Genomic DNA, 15,408 nt, shown 5'->3' on the forward strand with positions numbered 1-15,408 from the left:
GATACTCCCGCGGTATGCGAGTCCACCGGCGGAAACCGGTGGCGGAAATACGCTGCAACGTTTTCTTTACGTTAGTCCCGCCGGGGCGGAGCAAGTTTCAGGCCAAGGCCCTTGCCCAGCAAAAAAACTAGGCGGCAGGCGGCAGCGAGCGGCCATACGCCCGTTGCAGCATGCCGCTTATGCTTTCCCGCGACGGCTGGTGGTTCTGCGCGCCCCGCGAGGCGATCTTGATGGCGCCCATCACATTGCCCAGCCGGCAGCTATCGACCCAGTCCCAGCCGCTGGTGAGCCCGTACAGCAGCCCGGCGCGGTGCGCGTCGCCGCAGCCTGTGGGGTCCACCACCGCGTCCGCGCGCACGGGCTCGATCGCGTGTTCCTTGCCATCCGCCCACAGGCTTGCGCCTTCCGCGCCGCGCGTCACGACGACCGCCTGCAAGCTTCCCGCCAGTTCGGCGATCGACTTGCCCGTGCGCTGCTCGATGACGCTGGCCTCATAGTCGTTGACCGTGAGCGCGCGTGCCATGGCGAGCATGCGGCGAAGGTCGGCGCCGTCGAACAACGGCATGGCCTGCCCGAGGTCGAAGATGAAGGGGATGCCGGCCGCCTGCAGCCGCTCCGCGTGAGCAAACATGCCTTCCTTGGCGTCCGGGGCGACGATGGCCCATTGCGCGGGCGTGCCGGTCAGGTCGTTTTCCGCGGCATGCGACATGGCACCGGGGTGGAAGGCGGTGATCTGGTTATCGTCCAGGTCCGTCGTGATGAAACATTGCGCCGTGAACGTGTTCGGGATGACCTTCACGCGGCTGGCGTCTATGCCCAGCGTGCCCAGGCGGCCGAGATAATCGCCGGCATCCTCGCCGACCGTTGCCACCGGCACGGGCTGCCCGCCCAGCAGCTTCAGGTTGTATGCAATATTGCCGGCGCAGCCGCCGAATTCCTTGCGCATGGAAGGCGTCAGGAACGACACGCTGAGCGAATGTATGCGATCAGGCAGGATGTGTTCCTTGAAGCGGCCCTCGAACACCGCAATGGTGTCGAAAGCCATGGAACCACACACCAGAACCGGAGCTGCCATGACGAAATCCTTGGGATGTTCTTGAAGGGAAATCAGGGAAAAAACTTGTCGAGCTGATAGCCGTTCACATGCAGGCCGACGACCTGCAAGGGCACGGTGATGCTTTGTTCGCCGCCGGCGGGGAAAGGCCCCTGCGTGCCGGGCGGCAGGTAGTTTTCGGGCAGGATCACCTTGCGTACGACCACCGTATCGGAAAGATCGGTCAACTGCAGGACGAGCGCGGGCCAGGGCTGCGCTTTGTCATAGCGATTGCGCATCGTGACCGCCAGCACGAGCCGCATGCGACCGTCATCGATTCCCGCAGCGCCGCTGGGGGGCTGCAGCGACGAGGCGGTGAACGAAATGCGTTCCAGGCGACGCGCATATCCGACTTCGCAGCCCACTTGGCGGCACACTGCCTCCAGCGCGGGACGCAGGCCCGGCACCGCCGCGGCGATGGAGGTGCGATAGACATAGACGGCTTGCAGCGCCAGCACGATAAGCCCCAGCAGGCAGCCCAGCGCCCACAGCCGGGCGATGATGCTGCGGCGCCGCTGCACCTCTTCGTCCATGAAAACCGGGGGGGCCATGCCGGTGTCCACGGTGTCGTCGTAGCGCGTACGGGCCTCGCCCGGGATGGGCACGTATTCGGGCTCGTCGTCGATGATTTCGCGGCGCGCATAGATGCGGTACCGGTCGCTCGCCGCTGGCGCCATGTCGCGGGCCTGTTGCTCGGCGTCTCCCACATCGTCCTGCCGGTAGGGCGCGTAGGGCTCGCGAAAGCCGGATTCGTCGTCATTCCCGTCGGCATCGTCTGCCCAGGGATCGGGATGACGCTCCTGCTGTGCGCTCGTTCGTCCGGGACCAGTACGGCGGTGATCCTCCCGCCCGCGCAGGACCGCCGGAGGAATGGTCGGCGCTGCCGCAACAGGCTGCGATGATGCCCCGCGTTCCCACGGCGCCGATGCGCCGGTGTCCCACGGCGGTTCCTGCGCCGGGCGCGATGCCCCAGTGTCCCACGATGGTTCCTGCACCGGGCGCGATGCCCCAGTGTCCCACGATGGTTCCTGCACCGGGCGCGACGGGACGGTGTCCCGCGGCGGCTGCTGCGCCGGACGCGACGGACCGGTGTCCCACGACGGTTCCTGTACCCGATGCGAAGGGCCGGCATCCCGCGCAGGCGACGCTGGCCGCGACGGCACGACCGCCGCCGGATCCTGGAAGGCCGGGCGGTGCGGGAATGCCGGCGCCGGCTGCCGGTATGCCGGCTCGCTCACGGGCGTGGACATGGCCTCATCCCGCGCACGTGGCGCATGTGGCGACGGCCCGGACGCAAGGGCGGGCGGCTGCGCCGAAGCGTGAGGCGTATGCGGCTGCGGCGATGGGGGAGGCGTATAGGGCTCCGGCGTCGGCGCCTGGACGGACAGCACCGGCGAGGCCGCGCCCTGGTACTCCGGCGCGTCCGGACGCACGGCGAGCGGCCGCGCCAGGGCCGGAGGCGCGCTGCCGTCGACCACCGCGGCGTAGCCGTCGAACACACGCGAGCAGACACCGCAGCGCACCAGGCCATTGCGCACGCGCAACTGGTCGGCCACCACCTTGAAGGCGGTGCCGCAATGCGGGCAGCGGGTCGTCATGGTCATGTGCGCCACCGTCCGGGGTATCAGGGCTTGCGCCCGTGCAAGCACACCCAACCGTCGCGCTCGCGCCAGACCGACATGGGCAGCCAGCGCGCATAAACCGCGCAGACTTCCTCGGCCTGGCGGGCGAGGACACCGGAAAGCACCAGCGAACCGCCGGGCGCGACACGCCCGCACAGCATGGGCGCCAGCACCTTGAGGGGATTCGACAGGATATTGGCGACCACGACATCGCTATGCCCGGCCGCCAGGGCGTCGGGCAGCATGGCCTGCAGTTCGACGCCGTTGACCCGCGCGTTGTCGCGCGTGGCGACCACGGCCTGCTCATCGATATCCACGGCCAACGTGCGGCCAGCACCCAGCTTGCGGGCGGCGATGGCCAGAATGCCGGACCCGCAGCCGTAGTCGAGCACCGAGGCGCCCGGCGGCAGCTCCGCCTCCAGCCATGCCAGGCAAAGATGCGTGGTCGGATGGCTGCCCGTACCAAAGGCCAGCCCCGGGTCCAGCTCGATGCGCACGCCCTGCCCGGCGCCGTCCTGCTCGGCGAACTCCGGCACACCGGGATCGTCGCGATGCCAACTGGGCACGATCCAGATGCGTTCGCCGATATGGATAGGGCCGAACTGCGACTGCGTCAGCCGGACCCAGTCGGCATCGGGTACGTCGCGCAAGGTCCAGTCGCGCAACGCGCCGGCGTAGCCGGCATCCAGCGCGGCGCGGACGGCCTCGATGATCTGGGCGGGATCGGCGCCGTCGGGCAGCAAGGCCACCACGCGGTTGTGCTCCCAGGCCTGCACGGAAGGCTCGGTGCCGGGCTCCCCGAACAGCGGCTGCTCGGCGGCGGTATCGCGATCGGCGTCCTCCACGGATACCGACAGCACGCCAGCCTCCAGCAGCGCGTCGGACAGGGCCTCGGCCTGCGCTTCCGAGGAATGGAGCACGAGCTCACGCATGAAAGAATGGTTCCGTCTGAATACCGAAGGGGCGGCGAGCCGAAAAAAAGGGCCCGTCGAGGCCCTTTATTGTACGGTCAGGGGCGCTGTGCCAGCTTCTGCTCCAGATAATGGATGCTGGTGCCGCCTTCGATGAAGCGCGCATCCTGCAACAATTCCCGGTGCAGGGGAATGTTGGTGGAAATGCCTTCAACCACCATTTCCGACAGCGCGATCCGCATGCGCGCCAGCGACTGTTCCCGCGTGTCGCCGTAGGTGATCACCTTGGCGATCATCGAATCGTAGTTGGGCGGGACGAAATACCCGTTGAAAACGTGCGAATCGATACGTACGCCAGGGCCGCCAGGCGTATGCCAATTGGTGATCCGACCCGGACTGGGCACGAAGCGGAACGGATCCTCGGCATTGATGCGGCATTCCAGCGCGTGGCCTTTCAGCACCACGTCGCGCTGGCGCAGCATGAATTTCTCGCCCGCGGCAATACGGATCTGCTGCTGCACGAGGTCGATGCCGGTAATCAGCTCCGTCACCGGATGTTCGACCTGGATACGGGTGTTCATTTCAATGAAGTAGAACTCGCCGTTCTCGTACAGGAACTCGAACGTGCCGGCTCCCCGATAGGCGATCTTGCGGCACGCGTCCGCGCAGCGGTCGCCGATGCGTTCGATCAATCGTCGCGCGATGCCGGGCGCGGGAGCCTCTTCGATGACCTTCTGGTGGCGCCGCTGCATGGAGCAATCGCGCTCGCCCAGCCAGATGGCGTTGCGGCCGCCGTCGGCCAGGACCTGGATCTCGATATGGCGCGGGTTCTCGAGGAACTTCTCCATATAGACTTCCGGGTTGTTGAAGGCGGCGCCCGCTTCCGACCGCGTCATGTTGACCGCGTTGATGAGCGCGGCTTCCGTATAGACAACCCGCATGCCCCGGCCGCCACCGCCGCCGGCCGCCTTGATAATGACCGGGTAACCCACTTCGCGCGCGATGCGCAGGATTTCCTGCGGATTGTCCGGCAACGCGCCTTCGGAGCCCGGCACCACCGGAACGCCGGCCTCGATCATGGCGCGCTTGGCGCTGACCTTGTCGCCCATCAGCCGGATGGAATCGGGACGCGGACCGATGAAGACGAAACCGCTTTTCTCGACGCGATCCGCGAAGTCGGCGTTTTCGGAGAGGAAGCCGTAGCCGGGGTGTATGGCCTCGGCGTCGGTGACTTCTGCGGCCGAAATAATGGCCGGCATATTCAGATAGCTTTCGCGCGACGGCGGCGGGCCGATACACACGGACTCGTCGGCCAACCGTACATATTTGGCGTCGCGGTCAGCCTCGGAATGCACAACGACGGTTTTGATGCCCAGCTCGCGGCATGCCCGCTGTATGCGCAAGGCGATCTCGCCGCGATTGGCGATCAGGATTTTTTCGAACATGGGAGCAATCAGCCAATGACGAACAGGGGTTGGCCGTATTCGACGGGCTCGCCGTTTTCGACCAGGATTTCCTTGATGACGCCAGCCTTGTCGGCCTCGATCTCATTAAGGAGCTTCATGGCTTCGATAATGCACAGCGGGTCGCCTTCCTTGACGGTGGCACCCACGTCAACGAAAGGCGCCGCGCCCGGATTGGGCGCGCGATAGAACGTGCCCACCATGGGCGCCTTGACCACGTGGCCCTGGATCGGGGCGGGAGCGGCGGGAACGGGCGCCGCGGCCGGGGCAGGAGCCGCCGACGCGTGAGCAGCAGGGGCCGCGGCTTCAGGCAACTGGTAGGCCACCGGCTGCACCGTCTGCGAGAACTTGACGATGCGCACCTTGCCCTCGCCCTCGGTGATTTCGAGTTCGGCGATGCCGGACTCTGCCACCAGATCGATCAGGGTCTTGAGTTTTCTGAGGTCCATGAAGCTGCTTCCCGGTATGTTGACGACGGGCGTCCGTGCGGTCGCGCCGTATCGATATCTATATATAGAGCTGAAGAAAGGCCGGTCGGACGGCTTAGTGCCGGACGGCGTAGCGAACCGCCGCCTCGTAGCCGTCCGGCCCTAGGCCGGAAATGAGTCCTACCGCCAGATCGGAAAGGTAGGAATGATGCCTGAAGGGTTCGCGCTTATACAGGTTGGACAAATGTACTTCAATAAACGGTATGGACACGGCCGCCAGCGCGTCGCGCACCGCGACGCTGGTATGCGTATAGGCCGCCGCGTTGATGACGATGAAGTCGGTACCGTCCTCGCGGGCCGCCTGGATACGATCCACCAGCGCGCCCTCATGGTTGCCTTGCCAAGCGCTCAGCGTGACGCCCAGGTCGGCCGCCAGCGCCACCAGGCCGTCATTGATCTGCGCCAGCGTGAGACTGCCGTAGATGCCCGGTTCGCGGGTACCCAGCAGATTCAGGTTCGGGCCGTGCAGGACCAGTATGCGTTGCGCCATTGCTGCCAAAGTGAGGACCGGCGTGGCCAGTACCAAAACGCCTGGACCGGATGCCGTATGGATCAACGGAGTCGCGATAATGACCTTCCGATGACGCCAAAGGGTTATTGCCGCGAATTCCTTGAATAACCCCGCTTTTTACGACAATTCCCGTTATTTGTCCATTCTGGTTAGCCAGACAGCTGTGCGAGCACGGAATCAAGCTCGGACGGATCGACCGGTCCCAGAATCTGCTTCCTAATGCTGCCATCTGCGGCCAACACTACCGTAAACGGCAGCCCTCCGGGACCATTGCCGAGGCTTCGCATGAGCCCGATGCTGGCCATTCCGGCCGTCAACAGAGGGTAGGAAACCGGAACTTTGGCGACAAATTTAACGACGTTAGGACTGGTATCTATGGCGAGCCCCACGAATTGCACGCGCGGGTAACGCCGGCTCAGCGCATCGAGCTCCGGCATCTCCTTGACGCAGGGCGCGCACCAAGTGGCCCAGAAGTTCACCAGCATGGGGCGGCCCTTCCACTGGGACAGGGCCTGCGAACGGCCTTCCAGGTCGGGATACGCCTGCGCCAGCAAGGCAGCCGCCGGGTCCGGGGAAGGCGTTCCCGCCGCCTTGCTCGCCAAGGCGGCGCCGGCGGCCGCGGCGCCGCCCAGCGTACAGAGGGATCGGAGTAAGGTGCGTCGGTTCATCGCGCCATATTACCTCCCGGCCCGCGCGCGTCGCAGCCTCTACAATGCCATGCAGGAGAAATCACATGCACCTGCACATACTTGGCATCGGAGGCACCTTCATGGGTGGCCTGGCCCTGATCGCCCGGGCCGCCGGCCATCGGGTGACGGGCTGCGATGCCGGCGTCTATCCGCCCATGAGCACCCAATTGGCCGAGCAAGGGATCGACCTGGTCGAAGGCTATGGCGCCGAGCAGTTATCCCTGCGTCCCGACCTGTTCGTGATCGGCAATGTGGTCAGCCGCGGAAATCCCTTGATGGAAGCGATCCTGGAAGCCGGCGCGCCGTATGTTTCGGGGCCGCAGTGGCTGGGCGACCACATCCTGGTCGGCCGCCACGTGCTGGCGGTGGCCGGCACGCACGGCAAGACCACCACCAGCGCGATGCTGGCCTGGATACTGGAACACACCGGCCGGCGGCCCAATTTCCTGGTGGGCGGCGTGGCCCAGGACCTGAAGGTGTCGGCACGTTTCGATCCGGCGCAGCCGCTGTTCGTGATCGAGGCCGACGAGTACGACACAGCCTTCTTCGACAAGCGGTCGAAGTTTGTCCATTACCGGCCCCGCACCGCGATCCTGAACAACCTGGAATACGACCACGCGGATATCTTCCCCGATCTCGCGGCGATCGAAACGCAATTCCATCACCTGGTACGCACCATTCCCGGCACCGGCCGCATCGTGCTGCCGACCCGATCGGAAGCACTGGAGCGCGTGCTCGCGCGCGGATGCTGGTCGGGCACGACCCGTTTCGGCAACGATGGCGACTGGCTGGCGGAGGCGGTGCAGCCCGACGGGAGCTTCACGGTGCGCCACGCGGGCAAGCCGGCCGGTACGGTGCGCTGGGCGCTGCTGGGCGAGCACAACATACTCAACGGCCTGGCCGCCATCGCCGCCGCCGACCACGTCGGTGTCGAACCGGCGGCGGCGGTAGAGGCGCTGTCCGCCTTCGGTGGCGTCAAGCGGCGCATGGAATTGCGCGGCACCGTGCGCGGCGTGGCCGTCTACGACGATTTCGCCCACCATCCCACGGCCATCGCCACCACCCTGGACGGACTGCGCCGGCGCGTCGGCGACGCACGCATATTGGCCGTACTGGAACCCCGGTCCAACACTATGAAGCTGGGCACCATGGCCGAACGCCTGCCCCCGGCGCTGGCGTCGGCAGACCGCGTGTTCTGCTTCGGTACCCATACCGGCAAGCACGCGCTGGGCTGGGATCCCGCCCGCGTCCTGGCGCCCCTGGGCGACCGGGCGTCCAGCTACGGCGACCTGGACGCCATGGTGCAGGCCATCGCCCGCACCGCCACGGCGGGCGACCACGTCGTGGTGATGAGCAACGGCGGTTTCGGCGGTATCCACGGCAAGCTGCTGGATGCGTTGGCCGCGCCCGGGCCGGCGCGGGAGCCCTCATGATCCTGTACCTGCATGGTTTCCGGTCCTCGCCCGCGTCCTTCAAGGCAAGGATGCTGGCCGCCGAAATGGCACGCCGCGGCCTGGAGGCCGACTGGCGCTGCCCCCAGTTGCCGGCCAGCCCGCGCGAAGCCGCCGAACTGGCGATGTCCCTGGCGCAGGAACAGTTGGCCGAACTGGCCCGCCGCGGCCAGGGGTCGCCGCGCGCCCTGACGATTATCGGCTCGTCGCTCGGCGGCTATTACGCCACCTGGCTGGCGGAACGAGTGGACTGCAAGGCGGTACTGCTGAATCCGGCGGTGCACGCCCCGCGCGATCTCGCCACGCAGGTCGGCCACCAGAGTATGTATCATTCGGGCGCGCCATTCGAGTTCCGCCCCGAATACGTCGACGAATTGGCGGCCATGCAGCTGGAGCGGCCGACGCACCCGGAGCGCTACTTCCTGGTGGCGGCCACGGGCGACGAGGTCCTGGACTGGCGGGAAATGCGCGATTGGTACGCGGGCTGCGCGCAACGCATCGTGGAAGGAAGCGACCACGGCTTGTCCGACTTTGCGGTATGGATGCCGGAGGTCCTGGCGTTCGCGCTGGACAAGCCTTCCGCACACCAATAATCAATCAGAAGGATCGCGCGCGGACGGCCTTGCCGTGCCGCGCCGGAGATGGACCACGCCATGCACGTGTTTTACGAAGACGACGGCCAGTTCAAGGCCGGCCATATCCTTTCGGAATCGGACGCCAGCCTTCAGGTGGAGTCGGAATCCGGCAAGCGCAGCAAGATCAAGCGCGCCAACGCGATATTCACCTTCGCGGCGCCGGAACCGACCGAGCTGCTGCGCCAGGCCGAAGCGGCCGCGGCCGATATCGACCTGCAATTCCTGTGGGAATGCGCGCCGCAGGATGAGTTCGATACGCCCACGCTGGCCGCCGATTACTACGGGCACGCGCCATCGCCGGCCGAACAGGCCGCGCTGCTGATGCGCCTGCACGGCGCGCCGGCCTATTTCCACCGGCGCGGCAAGGGGCGCTATCGCCCTGCCCCGCCCGACATACTGGCCGCGGCGCTGGCCGCCATCGAGAAGAAGCAGAAACAGGCCGAACAGCAGCAGCGGTGGGTCGACGACATGGTGGCCGGCCACCTGCCCCCGGAAATCGCCGCGGCCGCGGAATCACTGCTGGTGCGGCCGGACAAGAACAGCATGCCGTGGAAGGCGCTGGAATCGGCCTGCTCGCGCCTGCAGAAAAGCCCGGACCGGCTGTTGCTGGACCTGGGGGCCTGGCCTCATGCGCTGGCCCTGCACAAGCGCCGCTTCCTGGCCCAGTACTTTCCGCGCGGCACCGCCTTTCCGGATGCCGCGGTGCCGGCCGTGGAGCGTGACCTGCCGCTGGCCGAGGCGGAAATCTATTCGGTCGACGACGTCACCACCACCGAAATCGACGACGCCCTGTCCGTGACCGTGCTGCCGGACGGCAATGTCCGCGCAGGCATCCACGTCGCCGCCCCGGGGCTGGCGGTCACGCGCGGCAGCGAGCTGGACGCCCTGGCGCGCGCGCGCCTGTCCACCGTCTACATGCCCGGCGACAAGATTCCCATGCAACCGGACAGCGTGATCCAGGCCTTTTCGCTGGACGCCGGACGCGAAGTGCCCGCCTTGTCGCTGTACGTGACGGCCAATCCCGACACCGGGGAAATCCTGGAATCCGAGAGCCGTCTCGAACGCATCGTCGTGCGCGAGAACCTGCGCCATAACGTTCTCGACCAGGCGATCAACGAGGCCGCGCTGGACGACCCTGCCGCACCCCTGCCCTATGGCGACTGGCTGCGCCCGCTATGGCGGCTGGCGCAGGCACTGTGCGCGCGGCGCGATGAAGTCCGCGGCAAGCCCGAAAACAATACGCGCGTCGAATACAGCTTCTACCTGGACGGCAACCCGGACGACCCCGACACGCCGGTGCGCCTGGTGCCGCGCCAGCGCAATGCGCCGCTGGACCGCATGGTGGCCGAATACATGATCCTGGCGAACCACCTGTGGGGTGGCCTGCTGGCGCGCCACAACGTCCCGGGAATCTACCGGTCGCAACAGGCCGGCCGCGTACGCATGAGCACGCAGGCCTTGCCGCACGAAGCCATCGGCGTGCCCCAGTACGCCTGGAGCACCTCGCCGCTGCGCCGCTACGTCGACCTGGTGAACCAATGGCAGTTGATCGCCGCCGTGGACAACGGCGTGTCGGCGCGCCTGACGGCACCCTTCAAGCCGCGCGACGCCGACCTGTTCGCCATCATCGGCGCGTTCGAGGCGCAGTACACGGCCTGGGCGGAGTTCCAGAACACCATGGAGCGGTACTGGTGCCTGCGCTGGCTGGCGCAGCAAGGCATCAAACGGACCACCGCCAGCGTGCTGCGCGACGACCTCGTGCGGCTGGGCAATGCGCCGCTGGTCACCCGCGTCGGCGGCCTGCCGGCGTTGCCGCGCGGCACCCAGGTGGAAATCGACCTGCTCGACGCCGATGAATTAACGCTGGAAATCGCCTGCCGCTATGTGTCCACGCTGACCGCGGAGGCCGACGATCCCGCGGGCGCGACGGCCGGATAGCGCCGCGGCAAGGTCGCCGCCCGGCGCGGCGGCGGCAGGAGGAGACACGATGCGGATACTGCTCGTCGAGGACAATCCCGATCTGGGCGACGCCATCGAAAGCAAGTTGCGCGGCTCGGGCCACAGCGTGGAATGGGTGCGCGATGGCGAAACGGCGCTGCGCTGGAGCCAGCACGAGACCTGGGACGCGCTGGTGCTGGACATCATGTTGCCCGGCAAGAACGGCTTCGAAGTCATCCGCGCCTTGCGTGCGTCCGGGATGGAAGCCCCGGTGCTGGTGGTGACGGCGCGCGCGGAGATCGAGGACAAGATCGACATGCTCGATCTGGGCGCGGACGATTATCTGGTCAAGCCATTCGACCTGCGCGAACTGGAAGCGCGCCTGCGCGCCCTGCTGCGCCGGCCCGCGGGACGGACCACCAGCATTGCCGTGCACGGCAACCTGACGCTGGACGTGGCGGGACGCACGGCCAATATCGCCGGCGTGCCCGTCACGCTGGGCCGGCGCGAGTTCCGCCTGCTGGAGATCCTGGTGGACCGCATGGGCAGCACGGTAAGCAAGGAGAGGCTGATGAGCCAGTTGTTCGACCTGGACGACGTACTGCCCAATGCCCTGGAACTGCTGGTCTCGCGCCTGCGGCGCAAGCTGGCGGGCGCGACCATCGATATCGTCACGGTACGCGGCGTGGGCTACCAGGCCCGCCTGCACGAGCCATCCTGACATGAGCCTGCATGCGCCTTCCTCCATACGCGGGCGCGTGTTCGCCATGGGCTGCCTGCTGCTGCTGTGCGCGTCGATCGCGCTGGGCGCCTTCCTGCGCGACTACGCCCATCGGGCCGCCGACCGCGCCTTCGACCGCCTGCTGGCCGCGTCGGCGCTGACCATCGCCGGGTCGGTCCAGATCGACGAAACCGGCGTCACGGCGGAACCACCGTTTTCCTCGCTGGCAATGCTGTCGGGCAACGACCGCGTGTTCTACAGCGTACGCAACGCCAGCGGCAAGCCCATCACCGGCTATGACGACCTTGCGCCCGGCCTGCCGCTGGCGCGGTCGGCCGCGCCGGTCTTCGCCGACCTGCGCTACCACGACGAACCGGTGCGCGTGGCCACGGTGGGCCGGCTGGTATCGGCCGGCCGCCACGCCGGCTGGGTGACCATACGCGTGGCCGAGACGCGTGACGCCCGCGAAGCCCTGGCCACGGAGATCCTGAACCGCAGCGCGCTGCCGCTGCTGGTGGTGGTGCCCGTGGCGCTGGCCCTGCTGTGGTTCGGCATCCAGCGGGCCTTCGCCCCCCTGGCCGTCATCGAGCGGTCGCTGCGTGCCCGCGCCCCGGATGATCTGACTCCCCTGGAAGTGCCGGTGCCACGCGAGGTGAAAGGCCTGGCGGAGGCGCTGAACGGATTCATGCGGCGCTTGAGCGGCATCATGTCGTCGCTGAACAACCTGGTGGCGGATGCCGCCCACCAGGTGCGCACGCCCCTGGCCTCGTTGCGGGCCCAGGCCGAAGTGGCGATGGACGAGACCGATCCGGCCCGCCTGCACGCGCGCGTGGCGCGGATCCACGAAAATGCCACCCATGCCAGCCAGTTGGTGAACCAGCTGCTGATGGACGCCACGATCACGCATCGGCTGGGCATGCGCGGACATGCGTCAGTGGGCATCGCCGAAACCATCAATGAAACGCGACGCCGCATCGGCCCGCTGGAAGCGCAGCGCCTGCGTATCTGGATCGCGCCGGAAGTGCGGCGCGCGCGGGTGGTGGGCGACCGTGTGGCGTTGCGCGAGATGCTGCGCAACCTGGTGGACAACGCACTGCGCTATGCGCCCGAGGGCTCCGTGGAAATCCATGCCACGCCCGTCTCGGGCTACCGGGTCGCCCTGACGGTATCCGACTGCGGGCCCGGCATCGAAGACGACGAAAAGGAAGCAGTGCTGGGCCGCTTCACCCGCGGCCGCAGCAGCCCCGGCAAACCGGGCTCGGGGCTGGGCCTGTCCATCGTCAACACCGTGGCCCAGGCCCATGGGGGCAGCCTGTGGCTGCTGGACCGGCCCGGCGGCGGATTGTCGGCGCGCGTGGTGCTGCCGCGCGCCCGGCCGGCCTATCCGCGCGCCGTGCTGGCGCTGGCGGCCGCCGGGGTGGCCGGGCTGCTCGCCTTGCCGGCCGCGCCGCTGCGCGCAGAGCCCGCGCTCGCCGATACCGCGGCCGGCGCGCCGCCTCGGACGCTCACGACCCTCACGGCCTTTCCCGCCCCGCGGCCGCCGGGACGCCCGCTGGTCATCGCCGGCACGACGGACACGCCAGCCGCCGCACCCCTGATCGCCGCCTTCCAGGAGACGCAGCCCGACATCGCGGTCGAGTATCGCGAAATGGGCAGTCGCGAGCTCTACGAGGACACCGTGGCGGGGCGCCTGAAGGATGCCGATGTCCTGATCAGCTCCGCGGCGGACCTGCAAATGCGACTGGCCAACGACGGGTATGCCATGCGCTACGAAGCCACCGGCGCGGACCAGTTGCCCGCCTGGGCGGTCTGGCGCGACGAGGTGTTCGGCTTCGCCTTCGAACCGGCTGTGATTGCCTACAACCCGCGCCGCTTCACCGAATCCACCGTCCCGCGCTCGCGGCAGGAACTGCTGCGGTTACTGGAAACCGAACGGAGCTCACTGCATGGCCGCGTCGGCACCTATGACATCAGCCGCAGCAGCGTCGGGCAGGTGCTCGCCGAGGAGGATGAGCAGGTCTCGTCCAATTTCTGGGGACTGACGAACGCCCTGGGCCAGGTCGGCGTCCGCCTCAGCGGCACCACGTCCGCCATCCTCGACGCCATCGAGCGCGATGAACTGGATATCGGCTACAACGTGCTGGGCTCCTATGCGCTGGCACGGCAGGCCGCCGGCAGGCGAATAGGCGTGGTATTTCCCCAGGACTATGTGCTGGTGTTGCCGCGCTCCGCCCTGATTGCCCGCCATGCGCCTCACGCATACGCCGCGCGCGCATTCATCGATTGGCTGCTGTCTCCGGCCGGGCAGGCCGCGGCGGCGGGAGTCAGCGGGCTCGGTCCCATCGTCGAAAACGCGGGCACCTGGAGCGCCGACGCGGTCCTGGCGCGCTCGCAAGGCATCGTGCAGCCCGTCGTGCTGGGACCCGCGCTGCTGGTGGGCCTGGACCGGCAGCGGCATGCCCGCTTCGTACAGAACTGGACCCGCCTGGTCACGGACACGCCCGCGGCGGCCACGGCGCCACGCCGGCAGGCCATAGACGCGCAAGGACAGGAACGCCCCACCCCGCCATGACAGGACGGCGACAGCATGCGGCCACTAAGATGCGCCCACGCTGGCCATGTCAGCTCGACTATTCCAATGGAGAAGACAACCATGTCCGTCCCGTCACGCCTGGCGGTGGCTTGCGCCGCCGTTTGTTCCCTAGCCGCCGCCAACGCACTGGCCCAGACGCCGGCCGGCTACCCCGCCGATTACCAGAAGACCGTGGACGCCGCGAAGAAGGAAGGCAAGGTCGTCATCTACTCGACGACGGACACCAAGACCGCCGCGCCGTTCATCAAGGGCTTCGAAGCCGCCTATCCCGGCGTCAAGGTCGAGTACAACGACATGAACAGCACGGAGCTCTACAACCGCTACATCGGCGAACAGGCCGCGGGCGGCGCCAGCGGCGACGTGATCTGGAGCTCGTCGATGGATTCGGCGCTTCAGTTGGCCAAGGATTACGCCTTGCAGTACAAGTCGCCGGAATCCGGCAAGCTGCCGTCATGGGCGGTGTGGAAGGACAGCGCCTATGGCACGACCTACGAGCCGGCGGTGTTCATCTACAACAAGAACGGCGTGCCCGCGCAGGACGTCCCCAAGACGCATGGGGAACTGGCAAAGCTGGTCGCGGCGCAGACGGACAAGTTCAAGAACAAGGTCACCACCTACGATATCGAAAAATCCGCCGTGGGCTTCATGCTCGCGGTACAGGACAAGGCCAACGACCCGCACTATTTCGACACCCTGCGCGATACCGCGAAGGGCGGCCTGGTGGTACAGTCGTCCACCGGCACGATGATGGAGCGCGTGTCGTCCGGTGAAAACCTGATCGGCTACAACATCCTCGGTTCGTATGCGGAAGCGCGCGCGCGCAACGACAAGTCCATCGGCGTCGTCTATCCGACCGACTACACGCTGGTGCTGTCCCGCGTCGCTTTCATCAGCAAGAAGTCCAAGCACCGCAACGCGGCCAAGCTGTGGCTGGACTACCTGCTTTCGCAAAAAGGCCAGGACATCATCGCCAACCAGGCCGACATGGCGTCGATCCGTGACGATGTGCCGGGCGACAACGATGTCGACGGCCTGACCAAGAAGCTGGGCAAGGCGCTCAAGCCTATCCCCGTGAACGAGACGCTGCTCGACTATCTGCAGCAGAAGAAGCGCCTCGAATTCATCAACGACTGGCGCAAGGCCGCCGGCAAGTAGCCGGCAGGCGCACCACCGGGCAGCAAACGGGCGGGCCGGCCGGCTTATCCGGCAGGCCGGCCAGGCAAGGCGGCACGCCATCCGCGGGCCGCCTTGCTCCCGCCCGTCCGCGGCACACCGGCCATATTCATCGACAGG

The 15,408-nt window shown here is 67.3% G+C and carries 13 protein-coding genes; 6 read left to right on the forward strand and 7 right to left on the reverse strand.

Translation table 11 applies throughout. The features are described from left to right. Positions 1–127 precede the first annotated feature (127 nt). From BAU07_RS22765 to BAU07_RS22795, 7 genes are all read right to left on the reverse strand, one after another. Positions 128–1,075, reverse strand: coding sequence for a carbohydrate kinase family protein (locus BAU07_RS22765; protein ID WP_066662840.1), 948 nt, complete (start codon positions 1,073–1,075; stop codon positions 128–130). A 32-nt stretch (positions 1,076–1,107) separates the two neighbouring features. After that, entirely contained in the window at positions 1,108–2,697 is a 1,590-nt protein-coding gene (locus BAU07_RS22770; protein ID WP_066662843.1) for a DUF3426 domain-containing protein, read from the reverse strand. Positions 2,698–2,717: 20 nt separating this feature from the next. Then, positions 2,718–3,647, reverse strand: a complete 930-nt coding sequence (gene prmA, locus BAU07_RS22775) for a 50S ribosomal protein L11 methyltransferase (RefSeq protein ID WP_066662846.1) — start codon at positions 3,645–3,647, stop codon at positions 2,718–2,720. A 77-nt stretch (positions 3,648–3,724) separates the two neighbouring features. Next, positions 3,725–5,071, reverse strand: coding sequence for an acetyl-CoA carboxylase biotin carboxylase subunit (accC, locus tag BAU07_RS22780; protein ID WP_066662849.1), 1,347 nt, complete (start codon positions 5,069–5,071; stop codon positions 3,725–3,727). Between the two features lie 8 nt (positions 5,072–5,079). After that, complete coding sequence (gene accB, locus BAU07_RS22785; RefSeq protein ID WP_066662852.1) at positions 5,080–5,538, reverse strand: acetyl-CoA carboxylase biotin carboxyl carrier protein; 459 nt, start codon at positions 5,536–5,538, stop codon at positions 5,080–5,082. Between the two features lie 94 nt (positions 5,539–5,632). Then, complete coding sequence (gene aroQ, locus BAU07_RS22790; protein WP_066662856.1) at positions 5,633–6,067, reverse strand: type II 3-dehydroquinate dehydratase; 435 nt, start codon at positions 6,065–6,067, stop codon at positions 5,633–5,635. Positions 6,068–6,237: 170 nt separating this feature from the next. After that, the gene (locus BAU07_RS22795) at positions 6,238–6,756 is read right to left on the reverse strand and encodes a TlpA family protein disulfide reductase (protein WP_066662857.1); all 519 of its coding nucleotides are present in this window, start codon (positions 6,754–6,756) and stop codon (positions 6,238–6,240) included. A gap of 65 nt (positions 6,757–6,821) precedes the next feature. Between BAU07_RS22795 and mpl the strand changes: the two genes are divergently transcribed. The 6 genes from mpl (at position 6,822) to BAU07_RS22825 (ending at position 15,270) form a co-directional block, all read left to right on the forward strand. Continuing rightward, positions 6,822–8,210: a UDP-N-acetylmuramate:L-alanyl-gamma-D-glutamyl-meso-diaminopimelate ligase gene (mpl, locus tag BAU07_RS22800; protein ID WP_066662859.1), complete on the forward strand. Its 1,389-nt coding sequence runs from the start codon at positions 6,822–6,824 to the stop codon at positions 8,208–8,210. Then, positions 8,207–8,821, forward strand: coding sequence for a YqiA/YcfP family alpha/beta fold hydrolase (locus BAU07_RS22805; protein ID WP_066662861.1), 615 nt, complete (start codon positions 8,207–8,209; stop codon positions 8,819–8,821). The genes mpl and BAU07_RS22805 overlap by 4 nt, the downstream gene beginning before the upstream one ends. A 60-nt stretch (positions 8,822–8,881) precedes the next feature. Beyond that, complete coding sequence (locus BAU07_RS22810; RefSeq protein ID WP_066665654.1) at positions 8,882–10,801, forward strand: RNB domain-containing ribonuclease; 1,920 nt, start codon at positions 8,882–8,884, stop codon at positions 10,799–10,801. 49 nt (positions 10,802–10,850) lie between these two features. Further along, the gene (locus BAU07_RS22815; protein WP_066662862.1) at positions 10,851–11,522 is read left to right on the forward strand and encodes a response regulator transcription factor; all 672 of its coding nucleotides are present in this window, start codon (positions 10,851–10,853) and stop codon (positions 11,520–11,522) included. A 1-nt stretch (position 11,523) separates the two neighbouring features. Continuing rightward, complete coding sequence (locus tag BAU07_RS22820) at positions 11,524–14,094, forward strand: sensor histidine kinase (RefSeq protein WP_084025933.1); 2,571 nt, start codon at positions 11,524–11,526, stop codon at positions 14,092–14,094. An 81-nt stretch (positions 14,095–14,175) separates the two neighbouring features. Continuing rightward, the gene (locus BAU07_RS22825; protein ID WP_066662863.1) at positions 14,176–15,270 is read left to right on the forward strand and encodes an ABC transporter substrate-binding protein; all 1,095 of its coding nucleotides are present in this window, start codon (positions 14,176–14,178) and stop codon (positions 15,268–15,270) included. Positions 15,271–15,408 lie beyond the last annotated feature (138 nt).

This window comes from Bordetella flabilis (genome assembly GCF_001676725.1).
In the GTDB taxonomy this organism is placed as follows: Bacteria; Pseudomonadota; Gammaproteobacteria; order Burkholderiales; family Burkholderiaceae_B; genus Bordetella_C; species Bordetella_C flabilis.